This is a genomic window from Microbacterium azadirachtae (genome assembly GCF_025583665.1).
Lineage (GTDB): Bacteria > Actinomycetota > Actinomycetes > Actinomycetales > Microbacteriaceae > Microbacterium > Microbacterium azadirachtae.
Map to the genome: position 1 here is coordinate 2,059,711 of NZ_CP099706.1, position 20,228 is coordinate 2,079,938.

A 20,228-nucleotide genomic window follows, 5' to 3' on the forward strand; every position below is an offset into this window, starting at 1 on the left:
CCGCCGCCGACGCCTCAGTGCTTCTCGGCCTCGACCACGCTCTCCTCCGCCTCGATGCCGTTGGCAGAGGGCGGCACGCGACGCTCGAGCGCGAACGCCAGCACGCAGATGAGCAGGGATCCCGCGACCATCGACACGATGAACCACGCCTGACGGCCTTCACCGAGCAGCAGGCCCGCCGCGATCGGGCCGGCGATGGCGCCGCCCTGGAACGCCGCCGAATTGATGGCGTTGTAGCGCCCTCGGCTGCGATCCGAGGCGAGGTCGTTGTAGATCGCGGGCACCGTGGGCTGCAGCATCGTCTCGCCGAACGCGAAGACGCCCATGAACAGCAGCACCCCGATGGCGGCCGCCAGCGACTTCGGCAGCAGCCCGGTGAGACCCAGCACCACCCAGGACAGCCCCCAGGTGAGCGTCATGATCTGCATGACCCTGGTGCGCCGGTGTCCGCGGATCAGCTTCAGCACCGCGAACTGCAGCAGCACGATGACGGCCGTGTTCACCGCGAAGGAGAAGCCGATCACCTGCGTGGAGACGCCGGACACCTGGCGGGCGAACGCGGGGAATCCGCCCTCCATCTGCCCGTAGCCGATGAAGACCGCGAGGAACGTCAGCAGCGTCAGCCAGAGCACGGCCGGCCGCCGCAGGATCTGCCGATACCCCTCGGCCGGCTCCGTGTGGACCTCCGCCGGATCCGCATGGGTGCGGACGTGCCGCAGTGGACCGAGCAGCAGCGCCATCGGGATGAGCGAGCTCACCGCGTCGATGAGGAAGATCGCCGTGAAGGTCTCCGGCCGGTGCACGTCGATGAAGAAGCCGCCGATGATGCCGCCGACGCCGATCCCGAGATTGATCAGGGCGAAGTTCACGCCGAAGTACTGCTGCCGGAGCTCGCCCTCGACGATCGAGGCGATCACCGCGTTGAACCCCGGCCAGGAGACGCCGAAGTTGACCCCCATCAGCACCAGCGCGATCGCGGCCGCCGCCGGCGTCGTCGCGAACGCCAGCAGCGCGCAGCCGGCGATCATCGCGGCGAGCCCGACCAGGAGCACCCGGCGCGCCCCGTACCGGTCGATGAGGGTGCCGCCGGGCCCCGTCACCAGCAGGCCGGTCACGGCGATGATGCTCATGAGCGCACCGGAGACGCCCAGGTCGAACCCGCGCACCTCGTGCAGGTAGATGATGGTGAAGGGCAGCGTCAGCCCTCGGCCCAGCGTCTGGATCGCCACGGTCGACAGCAGCCATCGCCCTTCGGTGGGCAGGGCCGTCCAGAACGCTCTCATACCGGTCACCGCACAAGTCTGCCGGAGGCCACGGACACTCCGGCCACCGGCCGGACCCGCGCGGGGCGGATCCGGCCGGCGCGCAGGTCAGCGCACGACGGCCGCGACCCGAGCCAGCGCCTGAGCCAGATCCCGGACGAGATCCTCCGGGTCCTCCAGCCCGATCGACAGGCGCACGATGTCCGCCCCCGGGCGCGCCTCGGCGGCCACGGGGCGATGCGTCAGCGCCGCCGGGTGCTGCACGAGCGAGTCGACGCCGCCAAGGGAGACGGCGTGGGTGAACAGGCGCACCGAGCCGGTGAGAGCCTCCGCGGCCGCGTAGCCGTCGCGGAGCCGCGCCGCGATCATGGCTCCGCCGCCGCGCATCTGGCGCGGGACTAGACCTCGATCGTCCCCGATCCCGGGATAGAAGACCTCAGCGACGGCGGGATGCTCGGCGAGCCAGGCGGCCACGTGCTCGGCGGAGCGCTGCTGGCGCTCCATCCGCACCGGCAGCGTCGCCAGGCCCCGGTGCAGCAGGTAGGCGCCGAGCGGGTGCAGCAGTGCTCCGGTGATCGCCCGCACGCGCCGCAGCGCCTGAGCGGTCGGCTCCGAGCACGCGATGACGCCCGCGATCACGTCCCCGTGCCCTCCGATGTACTTCGTGGCGCTGTGCAGCGACATCGCCGCGCCCAGATCCAGCGGGTTCTGCAGCAGCGGCGTGGCGAACGTGTTGTCCACGAGCACCGGCACATCGCCCGCCTGGGCGACGACCGCCGCGATGTCGACGAGATCGAGCGTCGGGTTGCCCGGGGTCTCGACGACGACCAGACCGGTGTCCTCCCGCAGATGGGCGCTCACCTCGTCCTCCGCGCAGAACGTGGTGTCCGCGCCGAGCAGCCCCGAGTCGAGCAGGTGGTCGGTGCCGCCGTAGAGGGGACGCACGGCGACGATGCGGTGCTTGCCCACGGCCGTCGTGTGCGACAGGATCGCGGCGGTCATCGCCGCCATGCCGCTGGAGAAGGCCACCGAGGACTCGGCGTGCTCGAGCTCGGCGAGCGCCTCCTCGAAGCGCGCGACGGTGGGGTTCCACAGGCGCGCGTAGACGTTGCCGCCGTCGGGCAGCGGATGCCCTCCGTTCGCCATCGACTCGTAGGAGTCGCCGCCGTGCAGGATGTCGGGCAGGGGGTTGGTCGAGGAGAGGTCGATCGGGGCGGCGTGCACGCCGAGGGCGGCGAGGTCGGCACGGCCGGCGTGCACGGCAACGGTCTCGGGGCGCAACGGGGTCTCTCGCAGGGAATCGTCGTCGATCATGGGTTCAGGATCCCTCCGCGCGCAGGATACTGCCAGATCGCTTGCTGCAATCGTCGATGAAGCATGAGACGCTTGCGTCACGAACAATCCCTGGCCACGTGGAGGGGCGGATCTTGACCTCGGGACAGCAGACCGTCGACGCGCTCGACCTGCGCATCCTCGCCCACCTCTCGGCGCACCCCGATGCGCCGATCAAGGAGCTCGCCGCGGCGCTCGGCATCCCGGCGTCCACGTGCGCGTTCCGGCTGCGCTCTCTACGGACGCGCGGCGTGATCCTCGGCATGCGGCTGCTCCTGGACCCCGCGGCCCTCGGCCGCCCGGTGCAGGCGGTGATCCGGGTGCGCCTCGGCAATCACAGCAAGTCCGGCGTGGAGGCGCTGTTCGACGCCCTCGCCGCCACCGAGGGCGTGCTGCAGGTCTTCCACATCGCCGGTGCCGACGACTTCCTCGTGCACGTCGCCGTCGCCGACGCCGCGGCCCTGCGCGACATCGTCCTCGAACGCATCACCGTGCACGACGTGGTGCGCGCCACGGAGACGCAGCTCGTCTTCGAGCGCCGCGACGGCACCGCGGTCGCGGCGCTCTGACGGGCGCGGCGGGCATGGCTGCTGTACAACCTCTCGGCTGTTCGGCACTCTGAGAGAGGACCCGGGCACGACCTCGCTCCCGGGCCGGACGATCATCGCAGAGAGGGCCACCGCATGACCGCCTCCGACAGCGCGCCGACGGGCGCCGTGCCGCCGCCGACGTCTTCGACGTCTCCGGCACGTCCGACGCCGCGATGGCTCCGCGCGGTCGCCACCTACCTTCGGCGCAACCCTTTCGCCGCGATGCTCGCCGTCGTCGTGATCGCGACCGGTTTCGTCACGGGCACGTTCCTGGGACGGTTCCCCGAGGAGTTCGCGGCCGGCGAGGGCACCACGTTCGAGCTGGGGCTCTGGTGGACCCCGTTCACGGCGCTGCTGTTCGGCGATTCCGTGATCGGCGGAGTGCTCGCCCTCGCGCTGATCCTCACCGCCGGCGCGTACGCCGAGCGCAGGCTCGGCACCGTCCGGGCGGTCTGGGTGTTCTTCCTCACGGGGATCCTCGGCATCCTCGTGGGCCTGGGCGCGCAGGCGCTGCTGCTCTCCTGGGGATCCTCCTGGGGCATGCTCGCGAGCTTCGACCTCGTCGCGGATCCGACGATCGGCACCGTCGGCCTGCTCATGGCCGCGTCCGCCTTCGCGCCGGCGCTGTGGCAGCGGCGCATCCGTGTCGTCGGCTTCACCCTCCTCGTGATGTTCGCGCTGTACGCCGCCGACAGCGACAGCGTCTTCCGGCTGCTGTCCGGCGTCGTGGGCGCCGTGCTGGGGGTGATGCTCGCGCACGGCACCGCACGGCCCTCGTGGCACCGAAGCTCCTATCGGGAGGTGCGCACCCTCGTCGCGGCGATCGTGGCGGCGACCGGCCTCGGTCCGTTCATCGTGCTCGTCTCGGGGTCCTGGTACGCGCCGCTGGGCCTCGTGGTCTCCGGGTTCTCGCCCGTCGACGCGCAGCCGATGGACACGTCGTGCACGCAGGACTTCACCGCGGACTGCTCCCGGCAGGCGGCCGCGCTCCTGCAGTCCGGTCCCGGCCCGTTCCTGATCAGCCTCGTGCCGCTCCTGCTGACCCTGCTGGCGGCCTGGGGGCTGCGCACCGGACGCCGCGCCGCGTGGATCCTCGCCCTCGTCGTGAACGCGGCCATCGCGCTGCTCACGGCCACGGCCGTCGGGATCAACGAGCTGCTCGACGACAAGACGCGCGGCAAGCTCCTGATCGAGGACGGCATCGCCATGGTCCTCGCGGTGCTCGTGCCGATCGGGGTCATCGCGCTGCTGCTGATCACCCGCGCGCGCTTCCAGGTGACGGCGCCCCGCGCGGCCGTGCGACGCTTCACGATCACCGTGGTCGGCGCGTTCCTGGTCTGCGCGGGGATCTACCTGGTCATGGGCCTCATCGACGGCGACAACTACCTCGACGGCCAGCCCTCCGTGGGCGAGCTCCTCGCAGACCTCGTGCGCCCGTTCGTCTCCGCAGGGCTGCTGCCCGCCATCGCCGACCCGGGCATCCCGGTCGACGGCGCCGCGCTGTTCGTCTACCAGTGGGTGGGCGTGCCGTTCTGGATCGTCTTCATCGTCGCCGCGATCCGGCTGTTCCGCGCCACCCAGGTCGGCAGCCACGTCATGGAGGAGGCGCAGTTCCGCGAGCTGCTGCGCCGCGGCGGCGGCGGCACTCTGGGCTTCATGGGCACGTGGGCCGGCAACACCCACTGGTTCACGCCCGACGGCCAGGGCGCGATCGCCTACCGGGTCGTCAACAAGGTCGCGCTCACGATGTCGGATCCCGTCTGCGCGCCCGGTGCGGAGCGCGAGACGATCGAGGGCTTCATCGCCCACTGCGAGGCACAGGGCTGGTCGGCCTGCTTCTACAGCTTCCACGAGCGCTATCTGCCGATCTTCCAGTCGTTCGGGTGGCAGTACATGTCCGTCGGCGAGGAGACCGTCATCGACCTCCCCGGCTTCGAGCTCACCGGAAAGGCGTGGCAGAAGGTGCGGCAGCCGCTCAACCGCGGCGAGCGCGAGGGCATCACCACCCTCTGGTCGACGTGGAACGAGCTCCCCTCCCGCTACTCGCGCGAGATCACCGCGGTCAGCGAGGAATGGGTCGCCCACAAGAAGCTCCCGGAGATGGGCTTCACCCTCGGCGGCATGGAGGAGCTCAAGGACTCCGATGTCGGGATCTTCCTCGCGATCAACAAGGACGGCGGGATCGAGGCGACCACGAGCTGGCTGCCGAGCTGGACCGACGGCCGGGTCACCGGCTGGACGATCGACTTCATGCGGCGCAGCGACGGATCGATGCCCGGGATCATGGAGTACGTGATCGCGTCCGCAGCGCTTCACATGAAGGAGCAGGGCGCACAGGTGCTGAGCCTGTCCGGGGCGCCGCTGGCGACCAAGCCGGGCCAGGAGGTCACCGAGCCGACCGTCATGGACCGGCTGCTCGCCTGGCTGGGCGAGATCCTCGAGCCGGCCTACGGGTTCACGTCGCTGTTCCGCTTCAAGAGCAAGTTCAACCCGCGCTACGAGACGATCTACATGGCGTATGCGGATCCGGCGCAGCTCCCCCGCATCGGGATGGCGATCGGCAGCGCGTACCTGCCGGAGGCGACTCCGCAGGAGTATCTGGCGCTCATGCAGACCATCACCAACCGCGCCGGAGAGCGCTGAACCTCGTCCGTCGAGGCCACGCCGACGCCACGCCGACGCGCCCGTTTCACGGCCAATGTATGGAACTCTCAGGAACCATCCGTATTATTACGGAGTTGTAACACCCTCCGTTCCCCCCGAAGGCGGAGAAAGTCACACCCCCTCCGCTGCCCGAGGAGCACATCATCAGTTCGCGAGCCCCCGAGACCGAGCTCCCCTCTGCCCGTTCCGCAGGATCCCCCTCTGCGACCCCCGGTACCGCCGCGCCCCGCTCCCGTCGTGAGCTGCGCGAGCAGGCCGCGGCCCAGGCATCCGCCGCTTCGACGACGCCCGCCGCCTCGGCCCCCGCGGCACCGGCCGCCGAGACCCGCAGCACCCCCGCCTCCGAGGTGCGCGGCACGTTCGCCGGCACCCGCGCGGCAGACCCGACCGCGCCCCAGGCGCGCATCCCCGCGCCACCGCAGGCCTCCGAGCCGGCCGCCCGATCCGCGGCCCCGGCCCAGCTTCCTCCGCACGCCGTCCCCGCAGGCCGTCGCCCGCGTCGCAACGTCAAGCGTCTCAGCCGCAGCACGGGCGCTGCGCTGGCGATCTCCGCACTCGTCGTCGGCACCGCGCTCCCCGCCATCGGCATGGTCCGCGCCAGCGACGCCCAGGCCGCGAACAACGCCTCGGCCGACATCCGCGCGCAGTCGTTCACCGCTGCCAACGGCGTGCTGCCCGACGTGCAGGTGCACGGCACGTTCACGGCCACCACGCCCACCGAGCTCAGCGCGAAGCAGGCCGCCACCGCTGCGGCCGCGCGCACCGGTGTCGCGTCTATCGCGCAGCCCGGCCAGGTCATCTACCCGATGGCCGCCGGCTCCTACACGCTGACCGACGGATTCGGCGCCCCGCGCACCGGACGCAGTCACATGGGCCAGGACTTCGCGGCCCCCATCGGCACCCCCATCTACGCCGCGGCCGACGGCTGCGTCACGCTCTCCCAGGAGAGCTACCAGGGCTACGGCGTCTCGGTCGAGCTCTCGCACGCCGCACTGAGCGGCCAGAACGCCGTCTCCACCCTGTACGCGCACATGGACTACGGGACGCGCGCGGTGCAGGTCGGCGAGTGCGTCACGGCCGGCCAGTTCCTCGGCCGCGTCGGCAACACCGGCTGGACGGTCGGCTCCTGCCTGCACTTCGAGGTGCACATCAACGACAGCGCGATCGACCCGCTCGCCTGGCTCCAGTCCAACGTCTTCTGATCCGACCTCGGACAGGACGAAGCCCCCGCCGAGACGGGGGCTTCGTCGTATCCGGCCCTCCTGCCGATCAGTGACCGCTGTGCGGATCGACGACGACCAGGTCCCCGCCGTGGTCGTGTCCTGATCCGTGACCGACCGCGTCGGTCAGTGCGAGGGCGGGCGTCGCCACCGCGGCGACGAGGAAGACTCCCAAGGCCATCCCCGTCGCCCGCACGCGCAGCGCCCTGGCCGGTTCCTCCCCCGTACCGGCCGAGCCCTCCCCCTTCCGCGCGGCGCGCGCCGCCATGGATCCCCCCACGACGACGAGCGCCGACGAGATCGCGACGGCGCCGACCGGTGCGCCGCCCCCGAGCGACACCGCACCGAGCAGCACCGCCGCGATCGCGCCGGCCGCCGCTCCCCGCCCGCCGATGATCCGCCCCGCCCGCAGCACGGCGATGCCCCAGCCGAGCTCGACAGAGCCGATCAGCAGCATCGGCGCGCACAGCGCCCTCGTCACGTCACCCGATGGCGCGACGATCGATGCCCCGATCGCGAGGTGGATCAGGCCCGCTCCCCACGCGAGCAGAGCGGGCCAGGTGCGCAGCATGACGACCTCAGGCCGTCGCCCCGCGCGGCACGCTGCGCTCCACGCCCAGCCCGACCGCGAGCAGCAGCAGAGCGCTCGCCAGGTGCAGGAAGTGGTCGAAGGTGTTCAGCGCGAGGATGTTCGCCGCCGTGCCCACCAGGAAGAACCCGATGATGCCGAGCAGCAGATACGCGGCTCCCACGACGGTGTTGGTGCCCTTCGCGGCGGGCGTCGACACGAGTCCCGCCACGAGCAGCGCCGCGCCGATCAGCAGATGCGCGACGTTGTGCAGAGGGTTGACCATGAAGATCCCGAGCAGCATCCCTCCCTGGGTCGCCAGGAAGGAGACTCCTCCGGTGACGGCGAAGCCGAGTGCTCCGACGACGATGTAGACGGCGCCGAAGATGACGGCGATCAGACGGTTCGGTGACGAACGCATTGCTCCTCCTCGATTCGGGCGGCGGGATGCCGCTCACCTCTTCTTCGGAGGCCCCGAGGAATCGGATTGCACGCATCCGACAGGACTTTCGCCCCTCCTTCGGGAGAGGTGCCGCAGGGACGATCCGGCCGAGGCAAGCCCCTTGCGGCGTCGCCCGTCGCACGCCAGGATCAGCCGCGGACCGGGGCGATGCCGCCGGGGCGATCGGAGGGGGCAGGATGGCGCTGCGCATCGTGGACGGGCAGGAGCCGGGCATACGCCGGATCCGGCGCGGACGGGGGTTCGAGTACCGGGACGCCCGAGGCCGGCACCTCGACGACGCGCGCACGCTCGAGCGGATCAGGGCGCTCGCGATCCCGCCGGCGTGGGAGGACGTGTGGATCTGCCCGCACCCGGACGGCCACCTCCAGACCACCGGCGTCGACGCCGCAGGGCGCACGCAGTACCGGTATCACCCGGAATGGGCGCGTCGGGCTGCGGAGGCGAAGTTCGACCGCGCCCTGGACCTCGCGCGGGCGCTGCCGGCGGCACGCCGCTCGGTCACCCGCGACCTGCGCGCCGGCGGGACGTCACGCGCGACCGTCCTCGCCGCCGGCTTCCGGATGCTCGACGTGGCGCTGCTCCGGGTCGGCTCCGAGGAGTACGCCGAGCGACACGGCAGCGTCGGGCTGTGCACGCTGCGCGCACGCCATGTCGCCGTCGACGGAGAGACGGTGCGGTTGAGCTTCCGCGGCAAGAGCAGCGTCCCGTGGCAGACGGAGCTCGAGGATCCCGACCTCGCCGCGGTTCTGGGTCAGCTCCGCCGACGCGGTTCGCGGACCCGGCTGCTGGCATGGCGGGAGGACGGCCCCTGGCATCCAGTGCGTCCGGCGGACATCAACGAGGACGTCCGCGCCCGCACCAGCGGCGACTTCACCGCCAAGGACTTCCGCACGATCCATGCAACGGTCATCGCCGCGCGCAGCCTCGCGCGCTCGGGTGCCGCCGAGACCGCGGCCGCCGGACGACGCGCCGTGCGCCTCGCCGTCGAGGAGACGGCGCTCGCGCTCGGGAACACGCCGGCTGTGGCGCGCGGAAGCTACATCGACCCTCGGCTGTTCGAGCGCTACGCGCAGGGGCTGATCGTGCATCCGAACGGCCACAGCGTCGAGCAGCAGCTGATCGAGCTGCTGCCCTGACGCATCCGCGGCCGACGGGGCGCGGATGCGTCGGGCGGCGGTCTCACGCGAGGTCGTTGTAGGACTCGCCCTCGGGCGGTGTCGTCTCGCCGTTCACGGTGCCGCGCCACACGCCGGTCGCCGTCCCCCGGTTCTCGATGAACTTGAACCGGTGCAGGTCCCGTTCCGCCGCGTGCTCGTCGAGCGCGAGCGTGGACCCGACCCGCTCCAGGAAGCCCTCGGGCTCCCAGGTCAGCGTGAGGTCGACGCGCGTTCCGACGGGTCCGCTGGTGAACGCCACCTGGCCGGAATGCACCTTCTCGCCCGAGCTCTCCCAGCGGATCAGGGAATCCGGGATCTGCTCGGTGATCGTCGCCTCGAAGGTCCGCTTCACTCCGCCGATCTCCGTGTCCCAGCGCGTGCGGACGTCATCGAGCTGCTCGACGTGGCGTACCGCACCGCCGCCGGGGTTCCGCATCGCGCTCGTATCGGCTATCGTCGCGCGTCCGCCACCATCTGGCCCCGCTCGAACGAGGCCGAGTACACCGTCTCCGCCTCCTCGAGCACGCGCGGAGCGAGCACGGCGACGGGGATCGCGTCCGCCAGCAGGGGCTCCGCGTCCGGCCCTCTCCCGACCTCGTCGCCGGTGAGGATCCAGGCCACGCGCCCCTCCCCTTCGCGCTCGAGATGCCGGTACTTCACCAGCTGCCGGGAGACCCACTGCTCGACCGGGCGCGTCCACCACTGCTCGGGCGTGAGCGGGCTCGCCGACAGTCCGGGGAGCGTCAGGCCGCTCTCTCCGTCCATGCTGCGGCCGCCGACGTCGGCGCGCGGGTCCTCGCTGTATCGCACGTAGAGCGGCTCCACGGTCTCGGCGAGATGCACGACCTCGCGCAGCGCTCCGTACACCGGAAGTCCGTCATCCTGTGCCCTGCCCACGGTCTCGGCGATCGCCATCGGGGTCTCCTCTGCGTCGGGTGCGGTACCGGGCCCCAGCCTGACGCCTGTGCGCGCCGCCGTCACCGGGATTGACAAACGCCGCCGCGGTCCTCCCGCGTCCCTCAGTCGCGGTGCGGATCGCGCTCGGCCTCGCGGAGGATGCTCGCGACCATGCCGCTGAAGATGATGCCGTGGAACGGCAGCAGCATCGCCCAGTAGATGCGCCCGGCGAGACCCTTGGGGAAGAACACCGCGCGCTGGCGATACAGGCTGCCGTCGCCGTCCGGGCGCACGCTCAGCTCGAGCCATCCGCGCCCCGGCATCCGCATCTCCGCACGCAGTCGCAGGGACCGTCCTCGTGCGATCGACTCCACCCGCCAGACGTCGACCACGTCACCGGTGTTCAGGCGGGAGGGGTGCCGACGCCCGCGCGTCATCCCCACGCCGCCGGAGAGACGATCGATCCAGCCGCGCGCGGCCCAGGCGAGCGGCGCGGAATGCCATCCGCTCTCCCCTCCGATCGATTCGATGACCCGCCATACCGCTGCGGGCGATGCCGCACTGTGCCGCTCGCGCTCATCGGTGAATACGACCTGCCCCGCCCATTCCGGATCGCTCGGCAGCGGGTCGCTCGGCGCGCCTGCGACGGTCGCGTTCTGCCAGCTCGTCTCCACCTCGCCGGCGCGCTCGCGGCGCAGGGCGAGTCGCACCGCCACCCGGTACGGAAGCAGCCCTCCCTCGGGCGGCGGGATGTAGCGATCGATGTCGTGCTCGTGCGCCACGCAGTCGTTCTGCAACGACGCGATGATCGGCACGGCGAGCGCCCGCGGCACGGGCGTGACGAGGTTCACCCACTGCGACGCGAGCCAGGGCGTCAGCACGGGCAGCGCCGCGATCGGCCGCTGGCGGAGCCCCGCCTCGACGGCGTAGCCGTTCATCATCTGCCCGTAGCGCAGCACGTCGGGGCCGCCGATGTCGAAGGTGCGATTGAGGACATCGGGAAGACCCGCCGCCTGCACGAGATAGCGCAGCACATCGCGCACGGCGATCGGCTGCACCCGGTTGCGCACCCAGCGCGGCGCGGGCATGTACGGCAGCACCTCGGTGAGGTGGCGGATCATCTCGAACGAGGCGGACCCGGATCCGATCACGATCCCCGCCTGGAAGACGATCGCCGGAACCGGCGAGTCGAGGAGGATGCGGCCCACCGCAGCGCGCGACGCGAGGTGCGACGAGAGGCGTCCCTCGGCGGGATGCAGTCCGCCGAGATAGACGAGGCGCCGGACTCCGGCTTCGGCGGCGGCCGCCGCGAAGGTCTCGGCCTGCCTGCGCTCTGCCTGTTCGAACCGGCCGCCCGCGCTCATCGAGTGCACGAGGTAATAGGCGATCTCCGCGCCCTCCATCGCGGCGCGGACCCCGTCCCCCGTGGAGAGGTCCGCCGTGACGACGCGCACACGGTCCCGCCAGGGGACGTCGGTGAGCTTCCACGCGGAGCGCACCAGACAGGTCACCTCGTAGCCCGCATCGAGCAGCTGCGGAACCAGGCGTCCGCCGATGTACCCGGTCGCGCCCGTGACGACGACTCTCGTCATTCGATCAGCTCCCCTAAGCGTTTGTCTAACCAGGTTAGCCAAAATCGACTCGACATGGCGCACCTCGCTCCGGAGAACCGGATCCCCCGGATGGGCGGCCGGATCCGCTCGATCGCGCACCCAGACGGATCCGGTCCGCTCATGCGCGCGATGCCCGAGTGTTCACTCGCACGTTGTTGTCCGCATCCCCTCGGCGTGGTTGCATCGGTCTTCATGACCGATGAAACACATCTGCACCGCCACGCCGCCGCTCCCGAACCCCGCTGGTGCTCGTGCGCGGTTCCCGACGAGGCCGCACAGGAGCACCGCTCCGGACTGAATCGACGAGGATTCCTCACGGGCGTCACCGCGGCGAGCGCCCTCGCCGCCGCGGGCTGGGTCGCCACCCCGGAGAAGGCGTCGGCCGCGGCCGGCGGCGTCGGCAAGTCCGTGACCATCACGATCATGGGCACGTCCGACATCCACTCGCACGCCGTGAACTGGGACTACTACAAGGACGCGGCGTACACCGACAAGGCCGGCAACGTCGTCGGCCTCTCCCGGGTCTCGAGCGTCGTGAACCAGATCCGCGCCGACCGCGGTCGCGAGCGCACGCTCCTCTTCGACGCGGGCGACACCATCCAGGGCACGCCGCTGGGCTTCTACTACGCCACGGTCGACCCGATCACCCAGACCGGCGCCACCCACCCGATGGCCGCGCAGATGAACGCGCTCGGCTACGACGCCGTCGCCCTCGGCAACCACGAGTTCAACTACGGCCTCGACTTCCTCGACACCTGGATCTCGCAGATGGATGCGCCCGTGCTCGGGGCCAACGCCGTGCGCGCCGGCACGACCGTGCCCGCCTACACGCCGTACACGATCAAGACGATGAAGATCCCGGGCTACAAGCCGATCAAGGTCGGCGTGCTCGGCCTCACCAACCCCGGCATCGTCATCTGGGACAAGGCGCACGTGAGCGGCACGCTCGAGGTGCTGGACATCGTCGAGACCGCCAAGCGCTGGGTCCCGGTCATCCGCGACCAGGGCGTCGACCTCGTCGTCGTGAGCGTGCACTCCGGCGACAGCGGCACGTCTTCCTACGGCACGGATCTCCCGAACGAGAACGCCGCGGGAATCCTCGCCGAACAAGTGCCTGGTATCGACGCGATCCTGTTCGGCCACGCGCACAAGGACATCCCGCAGCGCTTCGTGACGAACGCGCAGACCGGCCAGCAGGTGGTGCTCAGCGAGCCGATGTGCTGGGGGCAGCGCCTCAGCGTGTTCGACATCGAGCTGCAGCAGGTCAAGGGCAAGTGGACGGTCGTGTCGCGCAAGTCCACGAACCTCAACACGAACACCGTGCAGGACGATCCGGCCATGGTCGCGCTCGTCCAGGCGCAGCACGACGCGGTCGTGACGTACGTCAACAAGCCGGTGGCCACCTCGACCGAGGAGCTCTCCGCCGCGGAGTCCTGCTGGAAGGACACCGCGATCCTCGACTACGTCAACGCGGTGCAGGTCGACACGGTGTCCAAGGCGATCGCCGGCACGGCGGAGGCGTCGCTGCCCGTCGTCTCCATCGCCGCCCCCTTCAACCGCCAGGCGACGTTCCCTGCGGGCGAGGTCACGATCCGCGACGTGGCAGGGCTGTACATCTACGACAACACCCTCATGGCGTCCGTGCTGACCGGCGCTCAGATCAAGGACTACCTGGAGTACTCGGCGAAGTACTTCCAGCAGGTCGCGCCGGGCGCCCCGGTGGATCCGGCGAGCTGGACGAATGCGCTCAACACCCCGGACTACAACTACGACCAGTTCTCCGGCGTGACCTACGACGTCGACATCGCGCAGCCGCAGGGCTCGCGGATCCAGAACCTGTCGTGGCAGGGCGCGCCGGTCGACCCCGCGCAGAAGTTCGTGGTCGCGGTCAACAACTACCGCCAGTCCGGCGGCGGCGGATTCCCGCACATCGCCACCGCGCCGGTCGTCTACAACGCCCAGGTCGCCATCCGCGAGGCCATCGTCGCCTACGCGTCGGCCGCCGGGACGATCGACCCGGCCGATTTCCACGTCGTGAACTGGAAGCTGACCCGCAACGGCGTGTCCGTCTTCTGATCCGGCACGACGACGCCCCTCCGCGCTTCGCGGAGGGGCGTCGTCATTTCGCTACTTCACGGTCGGCGGCGCGGGGATCGCATACCCGGAGGGGGCGATGTTGGCGTCGAGCGACTTCTTCCATGCGCCCGAGGAGATGTACTCCTTGAGGGCCGCCCGCACCTGGTCGGCCCGGTTGTCGCCCTTTTTCAGCCCGATCCCGTACATCTCGTCGGTGAAGCCCTTGCCGATCACCCGCAGCACGCCCTTGTATTCGGGGACGGCGGCGAAGCCGGCGAGGATCAGGTCGTCCGTCGAGACCGCGTCGACGGTGCCGGCTGCGAGATCGCGCACGCACTCCGACCACGACGGCACTTTCACCACGGTGATCTTCCCCTCGTAGTGGGAGGTGAGGTAGTCGATCGACGTGGTGCCCGCCGCCGCACACACCTTCTTGCCGTCCAGGGTCTCCGGCCCGGTGATGGTGTCGTCGTTGCGGCGGATCAGGAGATCCTGATGGGCCTCGAAGTACGGGCCCACGAAGGCGATCTCCTTCTCGCGCTCCGCGGTGATCGAGAACGTCGAGACGACGAGGTCGACCTTGCCCGAGGTCAGCGAGCTCACCCGCTCGTCCTGGTCGATGCGCTGCCAGGTGATGTTCTTCGTCGGCACGCCGAGCTTCCCGGCGACGTAGTTGGCGATGTCCACGTCGAATCCCGCGTAGCCGGCCTCCGTCTTGAGGCTGACGCCGGGGAGGTCGTCCGCGATCCCGATCGTGAGGGTCGCGGATCCGGTCGCCGTGTTGTCGCCGGTGCTGCTCGGAGGCGTGGCCGAGCAACCGGCGACGAGCACGGTTCCTGCGGCGAGGGCGGCCGCGACGAGCGCGAGACGGCGCATGTCACCGTCCCCCTTCATCCTTGCCCGTATCGCCGGGCGGGTTCTTGTCCGGCTCCTCGAGGTTGTCCCACTCGTGCATCCCGATCTCGACCGGGCCGAGATCGATGCCCTCGTCCCGATGGTGCGGGTCCTTGTGCTCCTCATCCCGCTCGTGCACGTCGAACTGCACGGTGCCGATGGCTGCGATCGACTCGGTGCGCGGTCCCGCCGGCTGCGGCGGGTAGCGCAGGCCCGTGTCCGTCCACTTGCTGAGCATGCGCCCCTCGGTGTGCGCGGACACGCGGCCCTTCACGATCAGCCATCCCAGCTCGAAGATGACGAGAAGCACCGGGATGCCGACGACCACGACGACGAAGCCCGTCTTGTGCCAGAAGTACGGGGACGCCTGCCAGCCCGAGATCGCCATGCCCACGATCACGAACACGAGGAACGCGAGGCCCAGATAGCTCGTCCACGGCGTGCCCGGTGCACGGAACGTGCTCGCAGGCAGCACTCCCCTGTCGCTGAGCCTGCGCAGCCGCAACTGGCAGACGAAGATCGTGCCCCAGGTGAACACGACCGCGATGGAGGCGGCCTCGAGCGCGATCTCGAAGGCGTCGGGGCTGACGGCGTTGAGGATCGACCCGAAGACGTAGACGACCGCGGTCATCACGATGCCCGCCCACGGCACTCCGGACCGGCTCATCTTGAGCGTGAAGCCCGGCGCCTGCTTCGCCATGCCGAGGCTGCGCAGCACCCTGCCCGTCGTGTACAGACCGGAATTGAGCGACGACATCGCGGCCACGATGAGGATCGCCTGGATGACGTTGGCCATCCAGGGCATCCCCATCCGGCCGAACACCGTCACGAACGGGCTGATGCCGGGCGTGAACTCGCTGGTCGGCAGGATGCACACGAGCAGCAGCAGGGCACCGCAGTAGAAGACGGCGATGCGGACGATGACCGCGTTGACCGCCTTGGGCACCTCGCGCTTGGGGTCCTCCATCTCGCCGGCCGCGATGCCGACCATCTCGATCGCCGCGTACGCGAACACCACGCCCGACATCACGATGATCGGGCCGTACCAGGCGAACCCGCCGCCGGTCGGCCAGAATCCGCCCGGATTGGACCAGAGGTTCTGGACGCCTGCACGGTGTCCGCCGACGTCGAAGCTGAATGCGACGACGATCACGCCGACGACGAGGAACACGATGATCGCCGCGACCTTGAGGACCGAGGCCCAGAACTCGAACTCGCCGAAGGCCTTCGCCGACAGCAGGTTGACCACCAGCACCACCGCGAGCGCGATGAGCACCGTGGCCCACGTCGGCATCTGCGGCCACCAGTACTGGATGTAGAGGCCGACGGCACTGAGCTCCGCGATGCCGGTGAGAGCCCAGTTCGTCCAGTACATCCAGCCGGTGTAGTAGGCCGCCTTCTCGCCGAAGAACTCGCGCATCCATGACACGAACGCCCCGGAGGTCGTCCGGTACAGCACGAGCTCGCCGAGGGCGCGCATGAGGAAGTACGCGATCACGCCCACGAAGGCGTAACTGAGCACGAGAGCGGGTCCGTTGCTGTGCAACCGGGACGCGGATCCGAGGAACAGGCCCGTGCCGATCGCGCCGCCGATCGCGATCATCTGCACCTGGCGCCGGTTCAGGCTCTTCTTGTAGCCCGCCTGCTCCGCATCGTGCTCGGCGCCGTGGTCCGGACCGCGTGTGAGGTCCGTGGTTTCCGTCTGCGACATGTGTTCCCCCTTGTCGTTCGCCGGTGGCGCCGTGAGCGGGTCGCGGAACGACTCGGTACATCAGCGCTGACGTGGTACAGAGGATGGCACGGTTTCTGGACTGAGGGCAACGGACGGCGGCGCGCCGCCCCGTAGACTCGCCGCAGCGATCACGGCGGCATCGAACCGCGACGCGAGGAGAGGTGGGCGATGGACGTGCTGCAGGAGTGGGCGGCGACGCGCGCCGAGGAGCTTCCCGGCGTCACCGTCGACCAGCCGTTCGGCCCCGAGGTCGACGTCTACCGGGTCCGCGAGCGGATGTTCATGGCGCTGTCCCCCATGGGACGGACGTCGGTGACCCTCAAGGCGGCGCCGGAGGACGCCGAGGCCCTGCGCGAGACGTTCCCGGCGATCATCCCCGGCTATCACATGAACAAGCGGCACTGGATCACCCTCCGCTCCGACGGGAGCCTCGAGCAGGACCTCGTCCGGGAGCTCGTCACGGAGGCGTACCGGCTGGTCGTGGCGAAGCTCCCCCGCGCGCAGCGTCCGGTGGATCCGGAGCTCTTCGGCCGCCTCTGAGCGCGCGGAACGACGACGCCGTTTGGCGTCCTCGATGTCGCGTTCTGCACGCGAATCACCGCGGGCTCGCGCGACGCCGCACGGACAGCGGGATGCCCCGTCGATCGATCGCGATATTCCGCGCGAACCCGCGTCATAGAACCTCCCTCGACGTGTCTCCTGTGGTGTGAGCATTGAGTACGACGCCGAGACCCGCGTCGAGTCCCCGGTCCTGACGTCCGAGCTGGACGAGGGCATCCAGCGCGCCCTGTCGCGAGGGAGGACGTTCGCCGCCAGCCTGCCGACCCACGCGTGGATGACGCTCAATCAGATCGCGGATGCGGAACGCATGTCCGTGGAGGGGCTGCTCGCGCGCGGCGCGGGCCAGGGTCTGCTGCACCGCTGGAGGACGCGGCGCGCGCTGAACCACCTGCTGTCGCGGGGGTACCTGCGGCGCGACGGCGAGCACGTGATCCCGACGGTGGCCGGCATCGGCGCGATCCGCCCGTACATGTCGATGGATCCCACCAGCTCGGCGTTTCCGGCCCTGCGGGAGCGGCGACGCCAGGAGCTCGCCGCCGAGCGGACCGGCGCCGGCGCGCGCGAAGGCTCCCGCGCGGACGGAGCCCGGCGGTGACCCCGGAGGAGCAGGCGTTCGCCGCCTTCGCCCACGCCGTCGATGCGATCTACTTCGGACTCGGGGTCCTCAGCGCGGGGATGTGCGTGGTCGCCGTGATCCTGGTGATCCTCTCGCTGCGAAGGGACCATGCCACCCTGCTCAGCGCCGGAGCCATCTGCTGGCTCTCCGCGACGATCCTCGGCCTCGTGTGGATCGGGCAGGGCCTGTGGCCCCTGGCGGTGCTGCAGGCGGGGTCCGTTCCCGCAGTGGTGACCGTCGAGCTCGCCCGGCGACGCTTTCTCGGATACCTCACTTCCCGCCGCATGAGCCGAAGCACCGCGTCGCAGACGGACGTCGTTGCGGCGGGATGACGTTCAGCGCGCCCCGACGGGCTCCTGCGGCGTCCGAAGACCACGCGCGATGAGGAAGATCGCGAACCACAGCTCGAACGCGAACACAGGAAGCGCCGCCCCGCCTGCGATGGGTCCGTTGAGGGGGATGACACCCCACAGCTGACACAGGTTGCTGATCAGCACGAGGCCCCCTCCCCCGACGCCGAGCGCGGCGAGCGCGCGCGGCACCGCGCGCGAATCCCAGAGGAGCCAGCCGAGGACGATCGTGTTGACGCTGATCACGAGGCCCTGCCCGATCAGGAACGACGCCGTGTGCATCGCCGACGCGAGCTCCGCCACGGGTCCCGATGTCTCGTGCGACCACATCATCGCGAGCATCGGCAACGCGCCGGCGACGATGACCGCCGCTTCCACCGCGCGAAGGGCGGCGAACGTCGCTGCGCGGACAGGCCCGGACGCCCGCAGCAGGTTCCACAGGAGCACCCCGGTTCCGGCGCAGCCGATCGCGAGCCCGAACTCGAGAGTGACGCCTGCGGCAACGAATCCCGCTCCGTACGCCACGACGGCGAGGACGGACGTCGCGTGGGTCACGAGATAGAGGATGCCTGCGGCACGGGCGTGCTGCCGGGCCACGTGAGAGGCGGATGCCCGATGGTCGTTTCGGTATACGGCGTAAGCTTGCATGAGGTCATCGTAGGTATACTATGTATACGTGTCAACCCGATCCTCTCGACCGCAGCGCACACGTCTTGATCGCGACCTCATCGTCGACGTGGCGATCACCCTTGCAGACGCGCACGGGCTGGATCGAGCGAGCATGCGCGGGGTCGCGGAGCACCTGAACGTCACACCCATGGCGCTCTACAAGCACGTCGCCCATCACTCCGAGCTCATCGACCACATGCTCGACCGGGTGATCGGCAGCATTCCCGACGTCCGCTCCGGCGCGGACTGGCGGGAATCGACCCGGGCTCGCGTCTTCGCGGCGCGGAGCATCTTCGCCGCGCACGCATGGGCCCGCGAAGCCATCGAGTCCCGCCCTCTGGCCACCCCGCAGACGCTCCACCACATGGACGCGCTGATGGCCGGGATGTTCGAAGGCGGGCTCTCGGCCGACCTCGTGCACCACACCATGCACGCGCTCTCCACGCGCATGTGGGGGTTCACCCGCGACGTGCTGCCGACACCGCAGCTGCCCGAGGATCCTGAGCAGCGAGCCCGGGCGATGACCGACTTCGCGGCCTCCTACCCCGCGATCGTGCACATGGCCACGGCGTCTCCTCATGCCGGCGAAGCGTGCGACGACGACGCCGAGTTCGCGTTCGCGCTGGATCTCATCCTCGACGGCACGCAACGCCTGCACGAGAGCGGATGGACTCGCGAGGCGCCGTTCTGAGCGCGCGGAGGCGGCAGAAGTGCGAGGGAGACGCGCCCCGTCGCGCCGACAGCAGGGTCACCGGCACCCCACGGGCATAGGGTGAGGCCGATGAACGAGATCGAGCGCGAGCCTTCGGACCTCGGTGCGCATGTCACCACCGTGCTGACCGAGGCGCGCTCCGACGAGCAGGAGCGCTGAGATGAGCATACGGATGGACAACATGGGCATCGTCGTCGAGGATCTCTCGACGGTCATCGATTTCTTCGCCGCGCTCGGCCTCGAGCTCGAAGGCCGCGCCATGGCCGAGGGCGAGTGGGCCGGGCGCGTGACCGGCCTCGGCGACCAGCGCGTCGAGGTCGCCATGATGCGGACCCCCGACGGTCACGGCCGCCTCGAGCTGTCGCGGTTCCTCGCGCCGGAGATCGTCGCCGACCACCGCAACGCTCCCGTCAACGCGCTTGGCTACCTCCGCGTCATGTTCGAGGTCGACGATCTCGACGAGACCCTTGCCAGGATCGAAGCCCACGGCGCCCGCCTCGTGAGCGACGAGGTCGTGCAGTACGAGGACATCTACCGGCTCTGCTACATCCGCGGCCCCGAGGACATCCTGGTCGGACTCGCGCAGAGCCTTCGCTGAAGCGCGGAGGTCATGCCCGCAGGAAGGCGAGCACGACTGCGCTGGATCCGCGCCGCGATATCCAGACACCGCCGGGAACGACAGAGGCCCGGATCACTGATCTTCCTCAGTGTTTCCGGGCCTTCTCTGTTGGCTGGGGTACCTGGACTCGAACCAAGAACAACTGAACCAGAATCAGCCGTGTTGCCAATTACACCATACCCCAAGGGCGAAACCTGGGCCTCGCACCGAGAGTCAAGCTTACCCGAGCTTAT

At 70.1% G+C, this 20,228-nt stretch carries 20 protein-coding genes and 1 tRNA gene; 10 read left to right on the top strand and 11 right to left on the bottom strand.

Annotated features, from left to right (window positions below):
- Positions 1-14: 14 nt before the first annotated feature.
- A complete protein-coding gene (locus NFX31_RS09825; protein ID WP_045250363.1) occupies positions 15-1,283 on the bottom strand; it encodes an MFS transporter in 1,269 nt (422 codons plus the stop codon).
- Positions 1,284-1,370: 87 nt separating this feature from the next.
- The gene (locus NFX31_RS09830; RefSeq protein ID WP_045250329.1) at positions 1,371-2,576 is read right to left on the bottom strand and encodes a trans-sulfuration enzyme family protein; all 1,206 of its coding nucleotides are present in this window, start codon (positions 2,574-2,576) and stop codon (positions 1,371-1,373) included.
- 113 nt (positions 2,577-2,689) lie between these two features.
- On the opposite strand from NFX31_RS09830, the gene NFX31_RS09835 reads away from it, so the two are divergent.
- From NFX31_RS09835 to NFX31_RS09845, 3 genes are all read left to right on the top strand, one after another.
- Positions 2,690-3,163 (top strand): Lrp/AsnC family transcriptional regulator, encoded by a 474-nt coding sequence (locus NFX31_RS09835; protein ID WP_262955594.1) that lies wholly within the window; start codon positions 2,690-2,692, stop codon positions 3,161-3,163.
- Positions 3,164-3,277: 114 nt separating this feature from the next.
- Positions 3,278-5,827, top strand: a complete 2,550-nt coding sequence (locus NFX31_RS09840; protein ID WP_262955595.1) for a phosphatidylglycerol lysyltransferase domain-containing protein — start codon at positions 3,278-3,280, stop codon at positions 5,825-5,827.
- A 368-nt stretch (positions 5,828-6,195) separates the two neighbouring features.
- Positions 6,196-7,050: a peptidoglycan DD-metalloendopeptidase family protein gene (locus NFX31_RS09845; protein ID WP_248700421.1), complete on the top strand. Its 855-nt coding sequence runs from the start codon at positions 6,196-6,198 to the stop codon at positions 7,048-7,050.
- A gap of 67 nt (positions 7,051-7,117) precedes the next feature.
- Here the strand turns inward: NFX31_RS09845 and NFX31_RS09850 are convergent, their stop codons facing one another.
- Both NFX31_RS09850 and NFX31_RS09855 read right to left on the bottom strand, forming a co-directional pair.
- Positions 7,118-7,639: a hypothetical protein gene (locus NFX31_RS09850; RefSeq protein ID WP_262955596.1), complete on the bottom strand. Its 522-nt coding sequence runs from the start codon at positions 7,637-7,639 to the stop codon at positions 7,118-7,120.
- A gap of 7 nt (positions 7,640-7,646) precedes the next feature.
- Entirely contained in the window at positions 7,647-8,057 is a 411-nt protein-coding gene (locus NFX31_RS09855) for a DUF4383 domain-containing protein (RefSeq protein ID WP_091476860.1), read from the bottom strand.
- A gap of 218 nt (positions 8,058-8,275) precedes the next feature.
- On the opposite strand from NFX31_RS09855, the gene NFX31_RS09860 reads away from it, so the two are divergent.
- Complete coding sequence (locus NFX31_RS09860) at positions 8,276-9,235, top strand: DNA topoisomerase IB (protein ID WP_262955597.1); 960 nt, start codon at positions 8,276-8,278, stop codon at positions 9,233-9,235.
- A 43-nt stretch (positions 9,236-9,278) separates the two neighbouring features.
- On the opposite strand, the gene NFX31_RS09865 is transcribed toward NFX31_RS09860, so the two are convergent.
- The 3 genes from NFX31_RS09865 to NFX31_RS09875 form a co-directional block, all read right to left on the bottom strand.
- Positions 9,279-9,692, bottom strand: coding sequence for an SRPBCC family protein (locus NFX31_RS09865; protein ID WP_262955598.1), 414 nt, complete (start codon positions 9,690-9,692; stop codon positions 9,279-9,281).
- Positions 9,693-9,706: 14 nt separating this feature from the next.
- Complete coding sequence (locus NFX31_RS09870; RefSeq protein WP_091476871.1) at positions 9,707-10,171, bottom strand: DUF6098 family protein; 465 nt, start codon at positions 10,169-10,171, stop codon at positions 9,707-9,709.
- A 104-nt stretch (positions 10,172-10,275) separates the two neighbouring features.
- Entirely contained in the window at positions 10,276-11,745 is a 1,470-nt protein-coding gene (locus tag NFX31_RS09875; RefSeq protein ID WP_262955599.1) for an SDR family oxidoreductase, read from the bottom strand.
- 213 nt (positions 11,746-11,958) lie between these two features.
- On the opposite strand from NFX31_RS09875, the gene NFX31_RS09880 reads away from it, so the two are divergent.
- Positions 11,959-13,842, top strand: coding sequence for a bifunctional metallophosphatase/5'-nucleotidase (locus tag NFX31_RS09880; RefSeq protein WP_082072258.1), 1,884 nt, complete (start codon positions 11,959-11,961; stop codon positions 13,840-13,842).
- Positions 13,843-13,893: 51 nt separating this feature from the next.
- Here NFX31_RS09880 and NFX31_RS09885 read toward each other — a convergent pair whose 3' ends face one another.
- On the bottom strand, positions 13,894-14,718 hold the full coding sequence (locus NFX31_RS09885; protein WP_262955600.1) for a glutamate ABC transporter substrate-binding protein: 825 nt from the start codon (positions 14,716-14,718) through the stop codon (positions 13,894-13,896).
- A 1-nt stretch (position 14,719) separates the two neighbouring features.
- The gene (locus NFX31_RS09890) at positions 14,720-16,447 is read right to left on the bottom strand and encodes an amino acid permease (RefSeq protein ID WP_082072257.1); all 1,728 of its coding nucleotides are present in this window, start codon (positions 16,445-16,447) and stop codon (positions 14,720-14,722) included.
- A 189-nt stretch (positions 16,448-16,636) separates the two neighbouring features.
- On the opposite strand from NFX31_RS09890, the gene NFX31_RS09895 reads away from it, so the two are divergent.
- The 3 genes from NFX31_RS09895 (at position 16,637) to NFX31_RS09905 (ending at position 17,977) form a co-directional block, all read left to right on the top strand.
- On the top strand, positions 16,637-17,008 hold the full coding sequence (locus NFX31_RS09895) for an MmcQ/YjbR family DNA-binding protein (RefSeq protein WP_045250322.1): 372 nt from the start codon (positions 16,637-16,639) through the stop codon (positions 17,006-17,008).
- Positions 17,009-17,174: 166 nt separating this feature from the next.
- Positions 17,175-17,624 carry a hypothetical protein gene (locus NFX31_RS09900; protein ID WP_045250321.1) on the top strand — a complete coding sequence of 150 codons (450 nt, stop codon included), beginning with the start codon at positions 17,175-17,177 and terminating at the stop codon, positions 17,622-17,624.
- On the top strand, positions 17,621-17,977 hold the full coding sequence (locus NFX31_RS09905) for a hypothetical protein (RefSeq protein ID WP_045250320.1): 357 nt from the start codon (positions 17,621-17,623) through the stop codon (positions 17,975-17,977). The genes NFX31_RS09900 and NFX31_RS09905 overlap by 4 nt, the downstream gene beginning before the upstream one ends.
- 3 nt (positions 17,978-17,980) lie before the next feature.
- Here NFX31_RS09905 and NFX31_RS09910 read toward each other — a convergent pair whose 3' ends face one another.
- Positions 17,981-18,550, bottom strand: coding sequence for a DUF4386 domain-containing protein (locus NFX31_RS09910; RefSeq protein ID WP_262955601.1), 570 nt, complete (start codon positions 18,548-18,550; stop codon positions 17,981-17,983).
- A 121-nt stretch (positions 18,551-18,671) separates the two neighbouring features.
- Between NFX31_RS09910 and NFX31_RS09915 the strand changes: the two genes are divergently transcribed.
- Complete coding sequence (locus NFX31_RS09915) at positions 18,672-19,355, top strand: TetR/AcrR family transcriptional regulator (protein WP_045250318.1); 684 nt, start codon at positions 18,672-18,674, stop codon at positions 19,353-19,355.
- Positions 19,356-19,536: 181 nt separating this feature from the next.
- Complete coding sequence (locus NFX31_RS09920; RefSeq protein WP_045250317.1) at positions 19,537-19,974, top strand: VOC family protein; 438 nt, start codon at positions 19,537-19,539, stop codon at positions 19,972-19,974.
- 130 nt (positions 19,975-20,104) lie between these two features.
- Here the strand turns inward: NFX31_RS09920 and NFX31_RS09925 are convergent.
- Positions 20,105-20,179 (bottom strand) — tRNA-Gln (locus NFX31_RS09925).
- Positions 20,180-20,228 lie beyond the last annotated feature (49 nt).

Excerpts from the sequence above, each read along its gene's own strand:
- NFX31_RS09850 (WP_262955596.1), bottom strand. The coding sequence starts at position 7,639 with ATGCTGCGCACCTGGCCCGCTCTGCTCGCGTGGGGAGCGGGCCTGATC.
- NFX31_RS09830 (WP_045250329.1), bottom strand. The coding sequence starts at position 2,576 with ATGATCGACGACGATTCCCTGCGAGAGACCCCGTTGCGCCCCGAGACC.
- NFX31_RS09865 (WP_262955598.1), bottom strand. The coding sequence starts at position 9,692 with ATGCGGAACCCCGGCGGCGGTGCGGTACGCCACGTCGAGCAGCTCGAT.
- NFX31_RS09840 (WP_262955595.1), top strand. The coding sequence starts at position 3,278 with ATGACCGCCTCCGACAGCGCGCCGACGGGCGCCGTGCCGCCGCCGACG.
- NFX31_RS09875 (WP_262955599.1), bottom strand. The coding sequence starts at position 11,745 with ATGACGAGAGTCGTCGTCACGGGCGCGACCGGGTACATCGGCGGACGC.
- NFX31_RS09860 (WP_262955597.1), top strand. The coding sequence starts at position 8,276 with ATGGCGCTGCGCATCGTGGACGGGCAGGAGCCGGGCATACGCCGGATC.
- NFX31_RS09825 (WP_045250363.1), bottom strand. The coding sequence starts at position 1,283 with ATGAGAGCGTTCTGGACGGCCCTGCCCACCGAAGGGCGATGGCTGCTG.
- NFX31_RS09890 (WP_082072257.1), bottom strand. The coding sequence starts at position 16,447 with ATGTCGCAGACGGAAACCACGGACCTCACACGCGGTCCGGACCACGGC.
- NFX31_RS09895 (WP_045250322.1), top strand. The coding sequence starts at position 16,637 with ATGGACGTGCTGCAGGAGTGGGCGGCGACGCGCGCCGAGGAGCTTCCC.
- NFX31_RS09885 (WP_262955600.1), bottom strand. The coding sequence starts at position 14,718 with ATGCGCCGTCTCGCGCTCGTCGCGGCCGCCCTCGCCGCAGGAACCGTG.
- NFX31_RS09920 (WP_045250317.1), top strand. The coding sequence starts at position 19,537 with ATGAGCATACGGATGGACAACATGGGCATCGTCGTCGAGGATCTCTCG.
- NFX31_RS09855 (WP_091476860.1), bottom strand. The coding sequence starts at position 8,057 with ATGCGTTCGTCACCGAACCGTCTGATCGCCGTCATCTTCGGCGCCGTC.
- NFX31_RS09880 (WP_082072258.1), top strand. The coding sequence starts at position 11,959 with ATGACCGATGAAACACATCTGCACCGCCACGCCGCCGCTCCCGAACCC.
- NFX31_RS09870 (WP_091476871.1), bottom strand. The coding sequence starts at position 10,171 with ATGGCGATCGCCGAGACCGTGGGCAGGGCACAGGATGACGGACTTCCG.